Below are 19,289 nucleotides of genomic sequence, written 5' to 3'. Positions count from 1 at the left end.
AGGAAGGTCCGGAGCGCGACCACCAGGACAAAGGCGGCCGCGCCCAGGTCTAGATCACCACTTGGCGCGAACGCCGAGGGTCCAGCGCGGTTCGAACTGGTTCTGGTTGGCGTACTGAGACTTACCGTCCGCGAACTTCACGTAGTAGTTCTCGATCTCGCCGGTCACGTTCGAGCCGTTGAGGTAGACGATGACGTTGTCGCGAACATCGTAGCTGAGGTTCACGTCGACGTAGCCGGTGGACTTCTGGAAGACCGGCAGGTTGTCGCCCGAGCTGCCGGTGACGCTGCTGAGGCGGTCGGTCCGGTAGTTGTAGGCGACGCGGGCCTGCCACTTGTTGTCCTGGTACCAGCCGATCAGGTTGTACTGGTACTTGGAGTTGTCGGTGAACGGTAGCTTCTTGCCGTCCAGGCCGACGCGCGATTCCGAGCTCGGCGAGTAGGTGGCGTTGGCGTCGACACCGAAGTTCGAGAAGAAGCCGCCGTCCATCAGCAGGTCGCTGAACGCCAGCTTGGTGCCGACTTCCAGGCCCTTCACCGAACCGCCGTCGCCCTGGATGGGCTGGCTGACATTGACGGTGCGCGGAGTGCCGTCCTCGTCCTTGAACGTGCCGGTGGTGGTGCCGCCGGTGACGAAGCTGTCGATCTTCAGCTTGAACACCGACAGGTTCACCATAGAAGCGGCGCCGAAGTAGTATTCGACCGCCGCGTCGAGGTTGGTCGAGCGCCACGGGTTCAGCGCCGGGTTGCCCGACGAGCTGGCGCCCGTCACGCAGCGGCCCGGCTTGGTGCCGCAGTCGGCGGTGGAGATGCTGAGACCCCCGCCGTAGTTCTGCAGGTCCAGCGGCTGCATGGTCTTGGAGTAGCCGAAGCGGAACTTCAGGCTGTCGCTGGCGTCGTAGGTGGCGTTCAACGACGGCAGCCAGTCGGTGTACTTGCGGGTGGTGACCGTGTCGCCGACGTCCAGGTTGGTGTCGCCGTAGTTCTGGGTCGCGCCCGTCAGGTTCTGCTTCACCAGCAGGTGCGTCTGGATGACGTGCAGGCCGACGTTGCCGGTCAGCTTGCCGATCTCGAAGTCGGCGGCGCCGTAGGCGCTTTGCTCCTTCAGGGTGACGTCATAGGTCACGCCCGGGATCTGGTAGCGGACCGCCGCGCCGAACACGCGCTTCTGGAATTCGGCCACGTTGTCGAAGTCATGCGGGTCGACGACCCAGAAGCCCGGGATGCCCTGGGTGATGCTGCCCAGGTCGTCCATCCAGATGACGTTGTTGTAGGCGTCGATCTTGGTCGGCTTGTTGACCGTGTAGCCCTGGAAGATCGGGGCGCCGCCGGCCGGGTTCGAGACCATTTCGCCGGCCTGGCACTGGTCCTGGTTCATGACCACGTCGATGGCCTTCCACTGGGCGTAGCAGCCCGCGGCCGGCACCGGCTGGCCGTTGGCCTGGATCGCGCCCGGCGTGCCGCCGTAGAACGGCGAGAACAGGTGGAACGCCTCGACCTGGACCGAGCGGTCGCTCTGGCGAACGCCGGCGTCGATCTTGGTGACGAAGCCCAGCAGCTTGTCGTCGAACTTGTAGTGGCCTTCGGCGCGGAACGCGTTGAAGTCGGAGTCGACCTCGTTGTTGCCCTCGGACGAGAACGCCGCGATGGCGTAGCTGTCCTTGTTGGCCATGTAGTCCTTCAGCGTCTTGCCCGCGCCCAGGCCGCCGGCCAGCGGACGGTCGAAGCCGCTCCAGACCGCCTTGTTCCCACCGATGTTGTAGTGCAGCTGCGGGTTGGCGCCGTAGCCCAGCGGGTTCGGGTTCAGATAGCAGCCGCCGGCGCTGCCGACGACGGCGTTGGAACGCTGCGAAGCCGGGTACTGGGCGCAGATCGAGGCCGGGTAGAACGGGCCGCGGGTGCGGTCGTCGGCGTTGCGGAACAGGTTGAACCGGCCCGGCGCATACTGCCAGTTGCTCAGGTCGCCCTGGGCCTGGCCGTTCATGCTGAGGCGGTTGCCGTTGGCGCGGATGGCCCGCACCTCGCTCGTGAAGTTGCCGCCGTTGTCGTACTTCAGTTCGAGGTTGTAGTTCTTGGTCTCCGACTTGGTGGTGCGGTTGACCGCGAAGCTGTTCACCCACCAGGCGTCGATGTCGTACTCGTCGACCGCGATCCAGGGACGGCTGTTGCCGGTGCTGTTCTGGCCGGTCTGCTCGAACACGGTCGGGGTCGTCCAAGCGCCATAGGCGCCGCCGTCCCAGCGGTTGGAGATGTTGATGCCGGCGGCGCGGTTGTATTCGTCGAGCTTGGCGTAGAAGCCCTCGGCGATCAGGGTGAAGCCCTCGCCCAGGTCGGCCTGGAACGAGACGTTGACGCCCAGGCGCTTGCGCTCGACCTCGCGGTGGAAGCTCTCGAAGCCGTGCGGCGAGATGTAGTTGTTGGCGAACGAACCGCCCCAGTCGTTGCTGCCCGACAGGCCCACGACGCCCGACGAGTTGTTGCCGAGGTTCACTTCGCTGGCGGTGGCCGCGACCATCAGGCCGACGCGCTCGTTGCGCCAGTTGACCAGGCCGTTGACCAGGTAGTCGTTGTCCTTGGTGCGCTCGCCGCGCTGGCCTTCGACGCCGGCGGCGAAGTGGAAGCCCTCTTCCATGTCGAACGGACGGCGGGTGCGCAGGTCGACGGTGCCGGTGATGCCCGACAGCGCGTTGGTGGGATCGGTCGTCTTGTAGACCACCACCTGGTTCATCAGCTGGGCCGGCACGTCCAGCAGGTTCGGCTGGGCCGTGCCCATGTTGCCGGCGCTCAGATACTGTTCGCCGTTCAGCAGGGTGATGACCTGGGCCAGGCCGCGGATGTTGATCGTGGCGCCTTCGCCGGCGTCACGCTTGATCTGCACGCCCGGGATGCGCTGCAGCGAGTCGGCGATGGTGGTGTCGGGCAGCTTGCCGATGTCTTCCGCCGAAATCGCGTCGACGATCGAGGCCTCTTTGCGCTTGATGTCGACCGACTTCATCTGCGAGCCGCGGATGCCGGTGACGACGATCTCCTCGACCTGCGAGGACGCGTCCGCCGCCTGGGCGTGGGCGCCGGTGGCCAGCGCCATGGACGAGGCGCCCGCCAGCAGCGCCAGGGTCATGCCCCGGGCCAGCGCGGACTGATTTCGTGGATTGGACAAGTTCTTCGCTCCCCAAAAGTATTTTTATGGCCGTTCCCGCCCCCGCCGATTCCGACGTAGGCGGCATCCGCCTTCAGCCCTTCGCCAAGGACGCCGGCCTGCCCGGCGCGCCCCGTTTCGAGTGAAAGCCTGTTGGCGACCCCTGCGTCCCTCGACGCATACGCTGGCTCACGCCCTCCCCAGCCGTGTCTCAAGATTGATAAATGTCCCGGTCGTGTCAATCAAAATGTCAACGTTGTCATTTTGTGGCCAGGGCGCACAAAAACGCTACGCAAGGAAAACACCGCTTCCTGCGGCCCGCCCAAACTCCAAGCACATCAATTTGAATAATAACGATTTTTTGTGAAGCAAAATCCGAAGAACCTCCGGGGCGCCGGACAAAATGTGACCGCTCACAATGGACACGTTGTGAAAAGAACCAGCCACCTTTCAGCCGTAATTTCCCTTGCGGCATATGGAATTCCGAGATTCCGATGTCCCGATTTGACCCGAAATGACCCGCTGAATGTCCTGTTTGGACAATTTCATGTCCTGACGCATGACATCGTTGTCGGGCTGAGCTATGGCTTGCTCAAACGGGGCGGCGGCGATCCAGGTGATCGAGCGCGCGGCGCGATCATTTTGTGTTGGGTGCGACAAGGTCATGGCGACGATCCACGATGTGGCGCTGCGAGCGGGCGTCTCGCCCAAGACCGTGTCGCGCGTCATGAACGACCACGAGAGCGTCACCGCCAAGACCCGCGAACGGGTGCGCGAGGCGATGCGGGCGCTGGACTACCAGCCCAGCACCGTGGCGCGCGTCCTGCGCTCGCAATCGGCCCCGGCGGTCGGCATCCTGATGGGCGACCCCAGCGGCGGCTACCAGACCCGCATCCACCACGCCCTGATGGTCGCCTGCCTGCAGAACGGCCGCCACCTGTCGGCCGAACTCGTCGAGGGCGACATGGCCGGCTGGCAGGACCGGATCCGCGCCTTCGTCACCGAGGGCGGGGTCCGCGAGATGGTGCTGCTGCCGCCCGAGTGCGACTTCGCCCCGCTCAAGGCCCTGCTGCGCGAGCACGGCGTGCGCTGCGTGCTGATCTCGCCCACCAGCCCCGATTCGCTGTCGCCCAGCATCGTCATGGACGACCGCGCCGCCGCCCGCGAGGTGGTCGAGCACCTGTTCAGCCTGGGCCACGAGCGGATCGGCCACATCGCCGGCCACCCCGACCACGCCGCCAGCACCCTGCGCCGCAACGGCTTCAACGAGGCCTACGCCGCCGCCGGCAAGCCGCGTCCGGACCCCGCCCTGATCGTCCCCGGCGACTTCAGCTTCAAGGGCGGCCTGGCCGGCGCCCAGGCCCTGCTGGACATGGACGACCCGCCCACCGCCATCTTCGCGGCCAATGACGACATGGCCGCCGCCACCTGCATGGAAGCCCAGCGGCGCGGCCTGAAGCTGCCCGACGACCTGTCGGTGGTCGGCTTCGACGACGCGCCGATCGCCGCCGCGATCTGGCCGTCCCTGACCACCATCCGCCAGCCCTTCGACCAGATGACCCAGCGGGCCATCACCGCCCTGAACGGCTGGAGCGCCAACGAGGCGCTCGGCAAGGGCGCGGCGACCATCCTGACCCAGCACAGCCTGGTGATCCGCGAATCCACCGGCCCCGTCCGGGCCGGCTAGACCGAAGTCCTATCCGCGTCGGCGAACCTCGCCCACGCCAACAATAATGGGAGGTACTATGAACCGACAGTCCTGGCGGGGCCTGACCCTGGCCCTCATGCTCGGCGCGTCCGCGGGCGCCCTGGCCTCCACCGCCGCCTGCGCCCAGGCGCCCGCCGCGGCCCCGGCCTCCCGTCCCTGGCTGGACCCCAAGCTGGACGCCGACGCCCGCGCCGACCTGGCGGTCAAGGCCATGACCCAGGACGAGAAGCTGACGGTCATCTTCGGCTATTTCGGCGCCGACATGGGGACCAAGTACAAGCGCATCGCCGAGGCCCTGCCCGGCTCGGCCGGCTACATCCCCGGGATCGAGCGCCTGGGCATCCCGGCCCAGTTCCAGACCGACGCCGGCGTCGGCGTGGCCACCCAGGGCGGCGAGCCCAAGAAGCGCGAGCGCACCTCCCTGCCCTCCGGCATCGCCAGCACCGCCACCTGGAACCCCGACCTGGCCCAGGCCGGCGGGGCGATGATCGGCTCGGAAGCCCGCGACTCCGGCTTCAACGTCATGCTGGCCGGCGGCATCAACCTGACCCGCGAGCCGCGCAATGGCCGCAACTTCGAATACGGCGGCGAGGATCCCTGGCTGGCCGGCAGGATGGTCGGGGCCCAGATCAAGGGCATCCAGTCCAACGCCATCGTCTCGACCATCAAGCACTACGCCCTGAACGGCCAGGAGACCGGCCGCTTCGTGCTGGACGCCAAGATCGGCGAGGCCGACGCCCGCACCTCCGACCTGCTGGCCTTCCAGTTCGCGATCGAGGACTCCGATCCGCACTCGGTGATGTGCTCGTACAACCGGGTCAACGGCGACTACGCCTGCGAGAACGACTTCCTGCTGAACAAGGTCCTGAAGCAGGACTGGGCCTACAAGGGCTATGTGATGTCGGACTGGGGCGCGACCCACTCCGGCGCCAAGGCCGTCAACGCCGGGCTGGACCAGGAGTCCGGCGCCGAGGCCTTCGACAAGCAGACCTTCTTCCGGGCCCCGCTGAAGGACGCCCTGGCCAAGGGCGAGGTGACGCAAGCGCGCCTGGACGACATGGCCCGCCGCATCCTGCGCAGCCTGTTCGCCAGCGGCGTGGTCGAGAAGCCGGTGAAGATCACGACGATCGACTACGCCGCCCACGCCAAGGTCACCCGAGCCGACGCCGAGGAAGGCGTGGTCCTGCTGAAGAACGACAAGGGCCTGCTGCCGCTGGTGGCCTCGGCCAAGAAGATCGTCGTGATCGGCGGCCACGCCGACGTCGGGGTGCTGTCGGGCGGCGGCTCGTCGCAGGTCTATCCGATCGGCGGCCGCGCGGTGACCGGCGAAGGCCCCGCCTCCTGGCCCGGCCCGATGATCTACTTCCCCTCCTCGCCCCTGAAGGCGCTGAAGGCCCGTCTGCCCGGCGCGGACATCCAGTTCGCCGACGGCAAGGACAAGGCCGCCGCCGCCAAGCTGGCCGCCGGCGCCGACGTAGTGCTGGTCTTCGCCACCCAGTGGAACGGCGAGTCGTTCGACAGCCCGCTGACGCTGGAGAACGACCAGGACGCCCTGATCGACGCGGTCGCCTCGGCCAACGCCAAGACGGTGGCCGTGCTGGAGACCGGCGGCCCGGTGCTGATGCCGTGGCTGTCCAAGGTGGGCGGCGTGGTCGAGGCCTGGTATCCGGGCTCGGAAGGCGGCGAGGCCATCGCCCGCGTCCTGACCGGCGAGGTCGACGCCTCGGGCCGCCTGCCCGTCACCTTCCCGGCGTCGCTGGACCAGCTGCCCCGCCCGACGCTGGACGGCGATCCCAAGAAGCCCGACGACCTGTTCGCCGTGGATTACACGATCGAAGGCGCGGCGGTCGGCTACAAGTGGTTCGACAAGAAGGGCCACCAGCCGCTGTTCGCCTTCGGCCACGGCCTGTCCTACACGACCTTCGCCTACGAGAACCTCAAGGCCGAGGCCAAGGGCGACGCCCTGACCGTCAGCTTCGACGTAAAGAACACCGGCAAGCGGACCGGCAAGGCCGTGCCGCAGGTCTATGTCTCGCCCAAGGCGGGCGGCTGGGAAGCGCCCCAGCGCCTGGCCGGCTTCAAGAAGGTCGAACTGGCGCCCGGCGCCAGCACCAAGGTCACCCTGACCGTCGATCCGCGCCTGCTGGCCACCTGGAACGAGAAGGCCCACGGCTGGTCGGTCGCGGCCGGCGACTACACGCTCAGCCTGGGCGCCTCGTCGCGCGACACGGCCGCCAAGGCCGACGTCGCGGTGGCGGCGCGATCCCTGCCCGTCGGCCTGATGAAGCCCTGATGCGGCCTTGATGCGGTATGGGGGCGCCATTCGGTCGCAGGCGGAATTAAGGTCTGATTAACCATAAAGACCCAATTTCGGCTGGTCTTTCTTGAAGACACCCCACCATCACTGACTTTCCACAGCCCGGTCATCGACCGGGCTGTTTTTTTGTCCGAATGCGCTTGCACCGAGTCAAATCGGCGGCTATCACCCGGCCTCTTCCTGAGGCGACCTGTTCCGCGGTAGCTCAGTGGTAGAGCAGCCGGCTGTTAACCGGCTGGTCGTAGGTTCGAATCCTACCCGCGGAGCCACCTCTCCCCTTTCGGGGATTGTTGGGAATTTTCAACAAACTACGATTTCGGGCGCCACCTGCCCGACTAGGGCGAGCGCACGGCCGCCCGCGTTGTCGGACGTTGGGTGAACTCCAGCAACTCGACCTTTCCCAGAACGCATCGATTTATCGGCGCGCATTGGCGTGGCCGCCTGATCAGCTCGTTTCGCGCCTCAGGATCTCGCCGATGCGACGCCCGAGCTGTTCGATGGCGAAGGGCTTGCCGATGATCTCCATGCCCCCTTCGAGGAACGCGGCCTGGTCGGCGGCCTGTTTGGCGTAACCGGTCATGAACAGGATCGGGAGGCCCGGCCGCCGCTCGCGGGCGATCTCGGCCAGTTGGCGGCCGTTGAGGCCCGGCAGCCCCACGTCGCTGATGAGCAGATCGATGTGCCGCGACGATTCGAGGATCGGCACGGCCTGACGGCCGTCGGCGGTCTCGATGCCCTGGTAGCCGAGTTCCTCCAGCACCTGCATCACCAACAGCCGCACGGCGGCGTCGTCTTCGATGACAAGCACGGTCTCGCCGGCGCCGACGGGCGCGAATTCGTCGTCGATCGAGGCCACCGCCTCCACCGCGCCCTGGTGACGGGGCAGGAAGAGCTGGATGGTCGTGCCTTCACCTTCCGCGCTGTCGATGACGACGTGGCCCCTCGACTGCTGGATGAAGCCGTAGATCATCGACAGGCCCAGGCCCGTCCCCTGCCCCAGCGGCTTGGTGGTGTAGAAGGGATCGAAGACCTTCTGAAGCACTTCGGGCGGCATGCCCGTGCCCGTATCGGTCACGCTGATGGCGACATAGTCGCCCGCCTCGGCGTGGTCGCTGTCGGCCAGTTCGCGGTCGGTCAGATGGACGTTGCGCGCGGCGATGATCAGTTCGCCGCCGTCAGGCATGGCGTCGCGGGCGTTGATGCCCAGATTGAGGATGGCGCTTTCCAGCTGATTGTCGTCGGCGACAGCCGGCCAGAGGTCGGGCGCGATATCGATGCGCAGCGACACCTGCTCGCCCAGGGTTCGGCGCAGCAGATCTTCCATGGAGGCCGTCAGGGCCCCCACGTCCAGTGCACGGCTGTCCAGGGTCTGGCGACGCGAGAAGGCCAGCAGGCGGTGCGTCAGCGCCGCGGCGCGCTGCCCGGACTGCATCGCCGCGTCAAGGAAACGATCGACGTCGCCCATCCGCCCTTCGGCGATGCGCCGGCGCACCATGTCGATGCCGCCGAGGATGCCCGTGAGCATGTTGTTGAAGTCGTGGGCCAGGCCGCCGGTCAGCTGGCCCACGGCCTCCATCTTCTGGCTCTGACGCAGCTGGTCCTCCAGCGCCTTGCGCTGGGTGACGTCGCGCCCGATCCCGTAGATGGCGTCGCCTTCCGGCATGGCCGTCCAGTTGACCCACAGATAGGTCCCGTCCTTGGCCAGCATGCGGCAATCGAAATCACCGATGGCCTCGCCGCGCGACAGGACCGTGAAGCGCTCCATGGCGGCTTGGTGGTCGTCCGGATGGACCAGGCTGCCCGCAGGCTTGCCGACAAGGTCGGCTTCGTCGTAGCCCAACAGGGTCCGCCAGGCGGGATTGGCCGCGCGATAGAGGCCGTCCGGCCCGATCACGTGCAGCAGGTCGCGCGACAGGTTCCAGACCCGATCGCGTTCCTGCGTGCGCGCCGCGACGCGGACCTCCAGCGTCTCGGTCAACACGCGAAGCTGCTCTTCCGAGCGCTTGGTCGAGGTGATGTCGTAGATCACGCCGATGAAGCTGACGCCGCCCGTTCCGTGCGGCCGGTATTCGCCCCGCGACGCGAGCCAGCGCTCCTCGCCGGTGTCGGCCCTGCGGATGCGGAATTCGTGGAAGGCGGGACCGAAGACATGCTGTCCGTCGCGCCCCTGGATGATCGGCGGGTCGTCGGGATGTACGACGGCGTTGATGGTGCGGACGGGAAGGCTGGTCGCCGGCCGCAGGCCGAGAAGCTGGCAGAACTGCTCGGAGACGTCGGCGGTCCCGTAGCCGCTGAGATATTCGAACGAGCCGACGCCGCCGGCGGTCTGCGCCACCAGGAGCTGTTCCTCGACCCGCTTCTGATCGGTGATGTCGGCCAGGACGCCGGAGAAGCGGACGGGGTTGTCGTTGTCGTCGAGATAGGTCCGCCCACGCGCCGACACCCAGTGGACGACGCCGTTGCGCACCACCCGGTAGTCGCGCGTGAAGACCTCGGCGCCGTTCAGGGCCCCCGCCACGGCGATCTTCAGCCGCAACCGGTCGTCGGCGTGGACCGGCGCGAAGAACGCCGAGGTCGGCAGGCCCTGGGCGGCCTCCACGGGGTCGAGGCCGTACAGATTGGCGAAGCGCACGTCCGCGACCAACGTGCCCGCGGCGATATCCCATTCCCAGGCCCCGGCCGCGCCCGCGATCGCCTGGGCGACCCGCAGCCGCTCCTGCGCCTCGGCGAGCCGCTGGCGGCTGACGCGCAGCTGCTCGACCACGACCTCGTCGGTGTATTCGCCGGTGACGTCGGCCTGGGTGGCGAAACGATAGGCCGGCGCGCCGTCCGCATCGCGCAGGGTGGTGATGTTCAGCCGGTTCCAGAACGGCGCGCCATCGCGTCGCCGGTTCAGGATGTCGGCGGTGACGGCCCCGTCGCGCCGAAGCCCCTCGGCGATGAACGCCACCATCTCGCGATCGGTGGCGGCGTCCTGCAGGAAACGGCAGTTGCGCCCGACCGCCTCGCGCGCTGAATAGCCTGTCAGGGACTCGAAAGCCGCGTTCACATAGACGATGGGATCGTCATCCCGCCGGGGGTCCGTCACCGTCACCGCGACGCCGGATTTCACCAGGGCGTCGAACAACGGGCCGGCGAGCGCGTGCAAAGCGTCCAGCGCCCGGTCCGCCTCGGGATCCTGGTGACGTATCGCGGCGTCGGCCTCGGTCATGACCCGAACCTAACGCCAAGCTTGGCAATAGGTTCAACCATGGTCACGCATCGCCGACCACGCGCTCGATGAAATCGGCGATCAGGCCCTTCAGGGCGTGCAGGGACGGCAGGTCCATCAGCATGGCGATGTAGCCGCGGATGTCCCGGTCGTTGATGGCGAAGTTGATGTACAGGAACAGCACCACGCCACCGTCGGAGGACTCGGGCGACAGGTGGAACAGCTTGGAGCCGTCGCCGCGGATCACTTCGGGCAACGACATCGTCAGCGGCCGCTGCAGCATGTTCGCCATGGTCGCCAGGCAGCTGTTGAGCACCACGTTGCCGGTCTCGGCCAGCGCCTCGTCCTCCATGTCGGCGGCGTCCGCGACCGACAGGGCGCCGCCGGTCACCGCGTGCACCAGCGCCATGCTGTTTGACTGCGGGAAGATCAGCAGGGCCCGGCCCGAAAACACGCCGGCGAAGTCCTGGCGGACGGCGACCAGCTCGCCGCTCTCGCGTTCCCGGATCAGGGTCGTGGCGCCCTCGCGGGTGACCACCTCGACCGCCGGGACCGACAGCAGAACCTGTTCGCCGACCATCTTGCGAAGATTGGCGGCCGCGCGACTGACTCCGATATTGACCAGTTCGGTCAGGGCGTCCCGCTCCAGATCGTCGAGCAGGATGGATTGCGTGGTCATTGCGCCGCCGATCGCAGCCGAAGCGCCGCGCCCGACAGGAAGCCGCGCATGCCTTCCTCCGTCACCGGCTTGGCGATGAATGTGGCGTTGGCCGCGCGCGCGCGGCTGATGATCTCGTCCTGGACATTGGCGGTGGCCACGGCGATCGGCATGGTCGGGAAGCGCTCGCGCAGTTCCTCGGCCAGGGCCAGGCCGTCTCGGCCGGGCATGTTGTAGTCGAGGACGGCCACGTCGATCGCCTGGGCGTCGAACGCGGCGATCGCCTCGTCGGCGTTGCCGGCCTCGACCCGCGTCCAGTCCGGCTGCAAGGCCGCAATGGTCTTGCCCAGGACGATCCGCGCCAGCTTGCTGTCGTCGACGATGAGAACGGTCGTCCCCATGAACTTCTCCTCGCACCACCGCGCAACGGCGCGGCGTCAAAAACTATGGTCTGGACACATCCGACGGTCGTCCGCCGGTCAAGGCGGGCAACAATCGATCTCTCAGGAAGGGATCGTCGGGAAGGCCGACGATTGTAGGACGAAAGGCCAGGATCGCCTGAACAACCGCCGCATGCAGACCTTCGCACATCGACAGGTCCAACGTGGAGTCCGAAACGCCTTGTAGCAGAGCCGTTAGCGGCTCTGCGTCCTCTACCCGACAGACTCCCCGCAGGCGGATGATCGGACCGTCGTTCAGAACCGTCATAGGACCAGCTCCGCCGGATCCAGGACCATCAGGACCGCGCCGTCCGCCAGCAGGGTGGCGCCCATGACGCCCGGCGCGCCGGCCAGCAGGCCGGTCATGGGGCGCACCGTCGCGTCCATCCGGTCGACGATGGCGTCCACCGAGAAGCCGACGAGTTCGCCGCGAGCCCGAGCAACGACCACCCGCTCGCTCGGCCGGTGTCCGGAAGCGACGGCGCCCACCAGGTCGCCGAGCGACACCAGCGGGACCACGGCGTCGCGCAGTTGGAACGCCCTGCCCGCCCGAACGGGAACGATGCGTTCGGTCGGCACCCGGACGGTCTCGACCACGGTATCCAGCGCCAGGCCGTAGCGTTCTTCGCCGCAGGTCACGACCATGACCTTGGTCAGCACCATGGTGACAGGCAGGATGAACCGCACCGTCGCGCCCTTGCCCACCCGGCTGTCGACGACGACCTTGCCGCCCAGCTTCTGGGCCGCGTCGCGCACCACGTCCATGCCCACGCCGCGGCCGGACACCGCGCTGACCTCGCTGGCCGAGGAGAAGCCCGGCGTGAAGATCAGATCGATCGACGCCTGGTCGTCCAGGCGGTCGGCCGTGTCCCGAGTCAGCACGCCGCGCTGAACCGCCAGGGCGCGGATCCCGGCCGGATCGATCCCCGCGCCGTCGTCGCGCACTTCGATCATCACCTGGTCCGCCACGGCCCTGGCCGTGAACCGGATCGAGGCGGCGGCCGGCTTGCCGGCCCGCGCGCGCACGTCGGCCGGCTCGACACCGTGGTCGATGGCGTTGCGCAGTACGTGCAGCAAGGGCTCGAACAGCCCGTCGACGATGGTCTTGTCGACCTCGACGTCGCCGCCCTCCACCTCGAGGGACACGGTCTTGTCCAGCGAGCGGGCGATTTCCCGCGCCAGCCGATGGAACCGCGCGAACAGCGGACCCAGCGCCACCAGGCGCACCTTGCCCACTGTCGCGTGCAGATCCCCGACCAGCCGGTCCAGCTGGACCTGTCGCGCGCGGAGGGCCTGACCCAGGGCCTGACCGCCGGGAAGGCCTTCGGCCTGAGCGGCCAGGTCCGCCAGGCCGTTCTTGGCGATGATCAGGTCGCCGGCCAACGCGGCGAGCCGATCCACGCGCTCGGCGTCGATGCGCAGCGTCTTGCGCGCGCCTTGCTCCGGCGCCGGCACCGTCTCTTCCGCCGTCAGGTCGACCACCTCGATCTGGTCGGCCACGAAGCGGAAGGCCGCCTCGACCTCCGACCGACCGGCGGTCGACACCGCTTCCAGCACCAGGTTGCAGGCGTAGGGATCGTAGTCCTCGAGCCCGCCCCAGGCCTCGCGCGGCGAGACCTGCAGGCCGGCCAGGCCCGGCATCGCCGCGACGATGGCGATGGGATCGTCGCCGGAAAAATAGCTGTCGGCGCGCGGCGTATAGCGGACGGCCGTCGCGCCCAGGCCGTCGAACGCTTGAGGCGGGCGCCAGCTGGTCGGCGCCGTCCGGGCCGCGGTGTCCGCCGCGGCGCTCACCGAGGCCACCAGGGCGCGCAGCCGCCTGGTCTCGCTCTCACCGACCAGTTCGGCGTCGGCCGGCAGGACTCCGGCGCGGTCCAGTGCGTCCAGCCAGCGATCGACGGTGTCCACGACGCTGAACAGGGCCTCGAAATCCTCGGCCACGCCGGTGCGTTCGGCGCGCAGCAGGGTCAGCAGGTCCTCCGCCGCGTGCAGCATCAGGCTCATCGGCCTCAGGTCGAACAATCCCGCCGAGCCCTTCAGCGTGTGGATCGCCCGGAAGCAGCCGTCCAGCGCGCCCGCGTCGTCGGGCCGACGCGCCAGGCTGGCCAGGTCGTGCTCGGCGCTGGCGACCAGTTCGCGACCTTCGCTCAGGAACTGGACCATGAGGTCGTCGGTCATACGGCCTCCCCCGGCCGCTGGAAAACGACCGCGTCCTCGAACCGGCGGACCAGGAAGCGGTCGCTGATGCGGCTCATGGACTCCGTGTGCCCCAGGCACAGATACCCGCCCGGGTTCAGTCGATCATAGAGGTTCCTCGCCGCCACCAGGCGCGAGGCGTCGTCGAAGTAGATCAGCACGTTTCGGCAGAAGATGACATCGAACATCCCCTGCTCCGCCAGGCCCGGCCCGTCCACCAGATTTGCCCGGGTGAAGGTCACCGACTCGCGCAGATCGTTGATGAGCTTGCGGCGATGCCGGCGGCTCGGTTCGAAATAGGCCTCGACGACCTCCGGCGGCAGTCGCGACAGCGCGCGCTCGCCGTACAGGCCTTCGTGGGCCGCGTGCAGGGCCCGCGTGTCGATGTCGGAACCGATGATCTCGACATTGTACGCGTCCACCATGCGCCAGTTCTCGAGCAGCCAGATCGCGATCGAATAGGCTTCCTCGCCGGTCGAGCAGGGCGCCGACCAGATCCTGATCTTGTCGCCCGGACGGCGCGAGGTGATCAAGTCCGGCAGGAGCGACCGGCTCAGGCAGGCCAGTTGATGCTCTTCGCGGTAGAAATAGGTCTCGTTGACCGTGAAGGCGTTGATCAGCGTCTCGCGTTCGACGGGGTCGGCCCGCAGCTGGCCGAAATAGGCGGCGAAATCAGGACAGTGGGTGGCCGCGACCCGGTCGGCCAGCCGCCGCTCGATATAGTAGCGCTTGCTCTCGCCGAACTGCATGCCGGTGTGGCGATACAGGAACTCGCAGACCTTCTTCAGGTCGTCGGCGCTCAGATGCGCCTGCTCGGGCGTGGGGGCCCGGCTCACCCGGCCCGGACCATGTCGCGGATCTTGCCCGCGATGGCGTCGACGGGCGCCACGACGTCCGCCCCGCCCGCTTTCACGAGTTCGCCCGGCATGCCCCAGACGACGGCGGAGTCCTCGGACTCGGCGATCGTGCGGCCGCCGGCCGCTCGCAGCGCGGTCATGGCCCGCGCGCCGTCGTCGCCCATGCCGGTCATCAGCACCCCGACCAGCCTTTCGGGCGGCATGACCGCGGCCACGCTGTCGACCAGACGGTCGACGCTGGGATGCCAGCGATGCTCGGCGCTGGACGGGGTCGACAGCGCCACGGGCCCGGCGGCCCGGCGGCTGACAATCATGTCGGCGTCGCCCCGCGCGACGTAGACGCAGCCTGGAACCAACGGCGTGGGTCGCGCCACCTCGATCACCCGCAGGGCGCACAGGCCGTCCAACCGATGGGCCAGGGACGCGGTGAACGCGGCGGGCATGTGCTGGGCCACCAGGATCGGCCACGGGAAGTCGGCCGGGATCTCGCGGAGCACGGCGTCGAGGGCCGGCGGACCGCCCGTCGACGCGCCGAGGATCACCAGGCCCGGCGGCGTGCCGGCGGGCTGGGGTTTCCAGCCCGTGGCCGTCTTGCCCCGCGGCGGCGGCGGGACGATCGCGCCATGGCGGGCCCTCAGGCGCTCGGCGAGGCGATGCGAGCGGCGCAGACGCGACGCCGCGGCCGTCACGACCTTCTCGACCAGGATCGGCGCGAACTCGTCGATCGCCAGCGACACCGCGCCGTCCGGCTTGACCACGAAATCCACCGCGCCCAGTTCCAGGGCCTCCAGGGTGGCGTCCGCGCCCTCGGCCGTCAGCGACGACACCATCACCACCGGGCAAGGCCGCTCGACCATCACCCGGTCCAGGCAGGACAGCCCGTCCATGCGCGGCATCTGGACGTCGAGGGTGATCACGTCGGGCTTGAAGGCGTGGACCTGCGCCAGCGCCTCGACCCCGTCGCGTGCGAAGGCGACCTCGAACCCCGGCTCGTTCTGGAAGACATCGCCCAATACGCGGCGCATCAAGGCGGAATCATCGACGATCAACAACCGGGTCACGAGGCGGGCGACCTCGCCGTCAGGTCGCGCAGCAGGTCGGCTTCGGCGCGCGCCAGCAGGGCTCGCGGATCGATGAGCAAGATGACGTCCCCCTCGCGCTCCACCTTCGCGGCGCGGTCGAACAAACGGTCGCCATCGTTCGACAGTTCCGGCGCGGGCATCAGGTCTTCAGCCTCGACCTCGAGGATCCTCGACACCGCATCGACCGCGAACCCGGCCTGCAGCCCGTCCAGGGTGACCACGACGACGCGGCGCGCCTCGCCGGTCGCTTCGCCGGAGACGGAGAAACGCTGGCGCTGGTCGATCACGGGGATCACCTTGCCCCGCAGGTTCATCACGCCCTGGATATAGGCCGGGGCCTTGGGCAGGCGGGTCAGGGTCTCGGGCAGGCGCACCACCTCGTCGACGGCGGCGATGGGCAGGCCGTAGGTCTCGTCGCCCAGGCGTATAACCAGGAAGCGCTCGCGCGCCGCCGCCGAGGTCGTGCTGGCCATGGCCATATCCTTTTGGTCGCCGGTCTCCGCGAGCAGCCGCGAGACCCGATCGTCGGCGATCACCCGTTCGGGGACCAGGATCGAGACCAGGCCCCGGCCGTCCGGCAGCCGCAGGACGGAGTCGATCCGCGCCTCGCCGCCGGCGCGATTGAACAGCGTCGGCGCGGGTCCCACGGCGTCACGCGATGCGCGCAGGATGACGCTGATCCGGTCGACCAGCAGCGCCAGCCGATGGTCGCCGATGTGCACGACGACGATGCGGTCGTCGGCCTGCACCGCCCGCTCGGCCAAGCCCAGAAGGGCCCGGAGGGAAACGACCGGCAGGACCTCGGCGCGCAGTTCGAACACGCCGATCAGCACCGCCTCGGTGCGCGGCAGAGCGACCACGGCCTTCGGAACCGCCATCACCTCGGCAACGGCGTCGAGCGGCAGGGCGTAGTCCTGCCCGGCCAGGACGAATCCCAGAAAGGCCAGGTCCGGCGCCGCCGCGACCGCCGGCCGCGCGGCGACCTCGCGCTCGGGCGCGCGGCGCGCGGCGCGGAAGGCCGCGAACCGATCCTGCAGCGCCGCGTCCAGATCGAACCAGCGCGCGCCGCTCGCGTCGTCGAGCATCAGGCGGCCGTGCTGGAGTTCGACCTGGCCGTCGCCTTCCGACGCGGTCAAGGTCTCGATGGTGTCCACAGCCAGGCCGATCGGCGGATCGCGGCGCAGCACCACCACCCGCGTGCTGTCCGCAGGGTGGTCATCGCCCAGCAAGGCGCCCAGCGACACCACCGGCAGCACCAGGCCGCGCAGGTGGGTGACGCCCAGCAGCCCGGGAGGCCCGTGCGGCACGCGGGTGACGCGCGGCGTGCGGATCACTTCGGCGACGCCGGCGGCGGCCATGGCCACGCGCGCGCCGCCGGCGCGCACCGTCAGCCGTTGGCGGGTGTCGTCGGACTCCATCCTAGCCGGCCGCGGCTTGCTGCAGCTCGTTGGCCAGAAGCGCGATCTCCTCGATCGCGGCGGCCAGTTCCTCGGCGCTCTGGGACTGCTGGCGGGCGGCGGCCGCGGCCTGGGCGGCGGCGCTGCTGGCCTCTTCGGCGGCCGCGGCGATCTGGCCGATCCCCGACGACACCTGGGCGCTGGCCGCCAGAACGTCCCCCGAGCCCTTGACGATGTCGTCCGAGCCGGCCTTCAGCATCTCGGTCTCGGCGGCCACCTGGGTCAGGCGCACCTCGATGGCGCGGTTCTTGTCGAGCTCGGCGCTGGCCAGGGCGTTGATCTGGTCGACCTCGCGCCGGACCTTGGCGATCTGGGAGACGATGCCGGTGACCAGGTCCTTGACCGCGTCGGCGTTGTGCGAAGCGTCACGCGCCAGGGTGCGGATGTCGCCCGACACCACCGCGAAGCCGCGGCCCGCCTCTCCGGCCCGGGCGGCTTCCACCGCGCCGCTGGTCGCCAGCATCGTGGTCTGCACGGCCACCAGGCCCAGGCCGTCGACGATCTTGCCGATCGCGCCGGCCAGTTCCTCCAGCGCCTCGACGGTCTCCAAGACGGCGCTGTTCTCCTCGACCGACGTCGCGACACCCCGCGCCAGGCGGCCGACGGCGTCACGGCCTTCCGTCAGCAAGGTCTGCATGACCGCCACGCGCTCGGCACTGGCGATCGCATTGGCGCTGGACTGCCGGGCCGCCTTCTCGATCTCCTCCATGGCCGAGCCGGCCTGCTGGGTCGCGGCCGCCTGGATCTGGGCGCCGCGGCTGATCTGGTCGATGGCCACGAGGATCTCGCCGGCCGCGCCGGACAGCTCCTGCACCGTGGCGGACAATTCCTCGGCGGCCGCCGAGGCCTCTTCGGCCGCCGCCGAACCGCCTTCGCCGCCGACCAGCATTTCGATCATCTCGCCCAGGGCGTCGGACGCCGTCTGGCTCTGGTCCAGCGACTGAGCCTGCTGCTGCACGGAGCGCTGGGCCTCGGCGGCGGCGGCGGCCTGCTCCTCGGCCGCGCTCGACACGCTCTCGGCCCCCCGTCGCGCCTCGTTCGCCGCGCCCGCGGCCTCGACGGCGGCGATCAGGATCATCTGGCTGTCTTCGCCCAGGACCGTCATCTCGCGCCGCACGGCGGTCAGGATTTCACCGACCTGGGCGCCGGCCTCGGCCTCGGCCTCGGCGGTCGTCGCGGCCTGGCGCAGCCGATCCGCCGCGTCGCGCACCGAACCGGCGATGCGTTCGGCCAGCGCTTGCACGTCCTGCGATCGCTTTTCGGACGTTTCGGCCAAGGCCCGGACCTCGTCGGCGACCACGGCGAAGCCACGCCCGTCGTCGCCCGCCCGCGCGGCCTCGATCGCCGCGTTCAGCGCCAGGAGATTGGTCTGGTCGGCGATGTCGGCGACGCTCTTGGTGATCTCGCCGATCCGCGCCGCATGGCGTTCCAGGGCTTCGATCACGGTGACACTGGCCAACTGCCGCTGGGCGTTCAGGGCGACGGCCTTGACCGAGGCGTCGATGGCCGCGCCGGATTCCGTCAGCAGGGTCTGGAGCACTTCGGTCCGCTGCCGCGATGTCTCGGCCCGCTCGCGCGCCTGGCCGAAACTGACGCTCATGGCGGTGACCGCGGCCAGGGATTCGTGGGCCGCCCCGGCCGCCTCCTCGGCGCCGCTGGCGATCTGGGCCAGAGCCCGCCGCAGTTCCTCGACCGCGCTGGACGCCTCGGCCAGGCCGCCGGCCAATTCCAGGGTCGCCGCCCCGATCCGCTCGCTGGCGTTCTGGCGGCGGGAAACGGCCTTGCGGACCGTGGCGCGCGGCACGACGGGGGGCGACGGCTCGACGGTCTTCTCGGAAGCCGGCGTTCGCGTCTTCGCGCGCGAGGCCAAGGTCGATTTCTTCACCAGAGCCATGCCGCCCCTCCAAGCGACCACGGCCGCCGCTTACACAACATCATCGAACCGCGCCGAACACCGTCCGGGCGGCCCAAACTATCGCAACGAAGACGCCCAATGTCGCGCCAAGGCAAGCTCAACGGACGGGTCCGGCAAGCTTGACCATGCTACAACTCCAAACGACGCCGGTTGTTCCGCCCTTCCTCACCCCAGGGCGCCCGTGCTGCAGCCCCCTCCTGGAAAGCCGACCGCTCCACGCGCGCAACCCGCGAAAGCGAGCTCGGTTTCACCAAGAATATCAATTTCTTATTGGCGCCTGCGCAGGAACCACGAGCATCGCCGCCGGTTGGCT

At 68.9% G+C, this 19,289-nt stretch carries 12 protein-coding genes, 1 tRNA gene and 1 pseudogene; 3 read left to right on the top strand and 11 right to left on the bottom strand.

The window, feature by feature from the left end; genetic code table 11:
• Positions 1-54: 54 nt before the first annotated feature.
• The gene (locus BR39_RS0114250) at positions 55-3,117 is read right to left on the bottom strand and encodes a TonB-dependent receptor (protein ID WP_029913089.1); all 3,063 of its coding nucleotides are present in this window, start codon (positions 3,115-3,117) and stop codon (positions 55-57) included.
• A 468-nt stretch (positions 3,118-3,585) separates the two neighbouring features.
• On the bottom strand, positions 3,586-3,801 hold the full coding sequence (locus BR39_RS26510) for a hypothetical protein (protein ID WP_156035771.1): 216 nt from the start codon (positions 3,799-3,801) through the stop codon (positions 3,586-3,588).
• Between BR39_RS26510 and BR39_RS0114240 the strand changes: the two genes are divergently transcribed.
• The 3 genes from BR39_RS0114240 (at position 3,800) to BR39_RS0114230 (ending at position 7,429) form a co-directional block, all read left to right on the top strand.
• Positions 3,800-4,822: a LacI family DNA-binding transcriptional regulator gene (locus tag BR39_RS0114240; protein WP_029913087.1), complete on the top strand. Its 1,023-nt coding sequence runs from the start codon at positions 3,800-3,802 to the stop codon at positions 4,820-4,822. The genes BR39_RS26510 and BR39_RS0114240 overlap by 2 nt on opposite strands.
• A 58-nt stretch (positions 4,823-4,880) precedes the next feature.
• A complete protein-coding gene (locus BR39_RS0114235) occupies positions 4,881-7,136 on the top strand; it encodes a beta-glucosidase (protein WP_029913084.1) in 2,256 nt (751 codons plus the stop codon).
• 218 nt (positions 7,137-7,354) lie between these two features.
• Positions 7,355-7,429 (top strand) — tRNA-Asn (locus BR39_RS0114230).
• Between the two features lie 176 nt (positions 7,430-7,605).
• On the opposite strand, the gene BR39_RS0114225 is transcribed toward BR39_RS0114230, so the two are convergent.
• The 9 genes and pseudogenes from BR39_RS0114225 to BR39_RS27460 form a co-directional block, all read right to left on the bottom strand.
• The gene (locus BR39_RS0114225; protein ID WP_029913083.1) at positions 7,606-10,371 is read right to left on the bottom strand and encodes a PAS domain-containing protein; all 2,766 of its coding nucleotides are present in this window, start codon (positions 10,369-10,371) and stop codon (positions 7,606-7,608) included.
• 43 nt (positions 10,372-10,414) lie between these two features.
• The gene (locus BR39_RS0114220) at positions 10,415-11,050 is read right to left on the bottom strand and encodes a chemotaxis protein CheX (protein WP_029913071.1); all 636 of its coding nucleotides are present in this window, start codon (positions 11,048-11,050) and stop codon (positions 10,415-10,417) included.
• The gene (locus BR39_RS0114215; protein WP_029913068.1) at positions 11,047-11,430 is read right to left on the bottom strand and encodes a response regulator transcription factor; all 384 of its coding nucleotides are present in this window, start codon (positions 11,428-11,430) and stop codon (positions 11,047-11,049) included. Before BR39_RS0114215 ends, BR39_RS0114220 begins: the two co-directional genes overlap by 4 nt.
• A 303-nt stretch (positions 11,431-11,733) precedes the next feature.
• The gene (locus BR39_RS0114210; protein ID WP_029913065.1) at positions 11,734-13,647 is read right to left on the bottom strand and encodes a chemotaxis protein CheA; all 1,914 of its coding nucleotides are present in this window, start codon (positions 13,645-13,647) and stop codon (positions 11,734-11,736) included.
• A complete protein-coding gene (locus BR39_RS0114205; RefSeq protein WP_029913062.1) occupies positions 13,644-14,501 on the bottom strand; it encodes a protein-glutamate O-methyltransferase CheR in 858 nt (285 codons plus the stop codon). Before BR39_RS0114205 ends, BR39_RS0114210 begins: the two co-directional genes overlap by 4 nt.
• Positions 14,498-15,583: a chemotaxis response regulator protein-glutamate methylesterase gene (locus BR39_RS0114200; RefSeq protein ID WP_029913059.1), complete on the bottom strand. Its 1,086-nt coding sequence runs from the start codon at positions 15,581-15,583 to the stop codon at positions 14,498-14,500. The genes BR39_RS0114205 and BR39_RS0114200 overlap by 4 nt, the downstream gene beginning before the upstream one ends.
• Entirely contained in the window at positions 15,580-17,022 is a 1,443-nt protein-coding gene (locus BR39_RS0114195; protein WP_029913057.1) for a chemotaxis protein CheW, read from the bottom strand. Before BR39_RS0114195 ends, BR39_RS0114200 begins: the two co-directional genes overlap by 4 nt.
• A gap of 1 nt (position 17,023) precedes the next feature.
• Positions 17,024-18,139, bottom strand: coding sequence for a methyl-accepting chemotaxis protein (locus BR39_RS27465; protein ID WP_369795645.1), 1,116 nt, complete (start codon positions 18,137-18,139; stop codon positions 17,024-17,026).
• A 96-nt stretch (positions 18,140-18,235) separates the two neighbouring features.
• Positions 18,236-18,661: pseudogene (locus BR39_RS27460) on the bottom strand (methyl-accepting chemotaxis protein); the annotation flags it as partial.
• Between the last annotated feature and the right edge of the window lie 628 nt (positions 18,662-19,289).

The sequence above is a fragment of the Caulobacter sp. UNC358MFTsu5.1 genome, assembly GCF_000712075.1.
Classification (GTDB): Bacteria; Pseudomonadota; Alphaproteobacteria; order Caulobacterales; family Caulobacteraceae; genus Caulobacter.
Note: the sequence above shows the minus strand (reverse complement) of the source record. Positions and strands in the feature narration are given on the sequence as shown.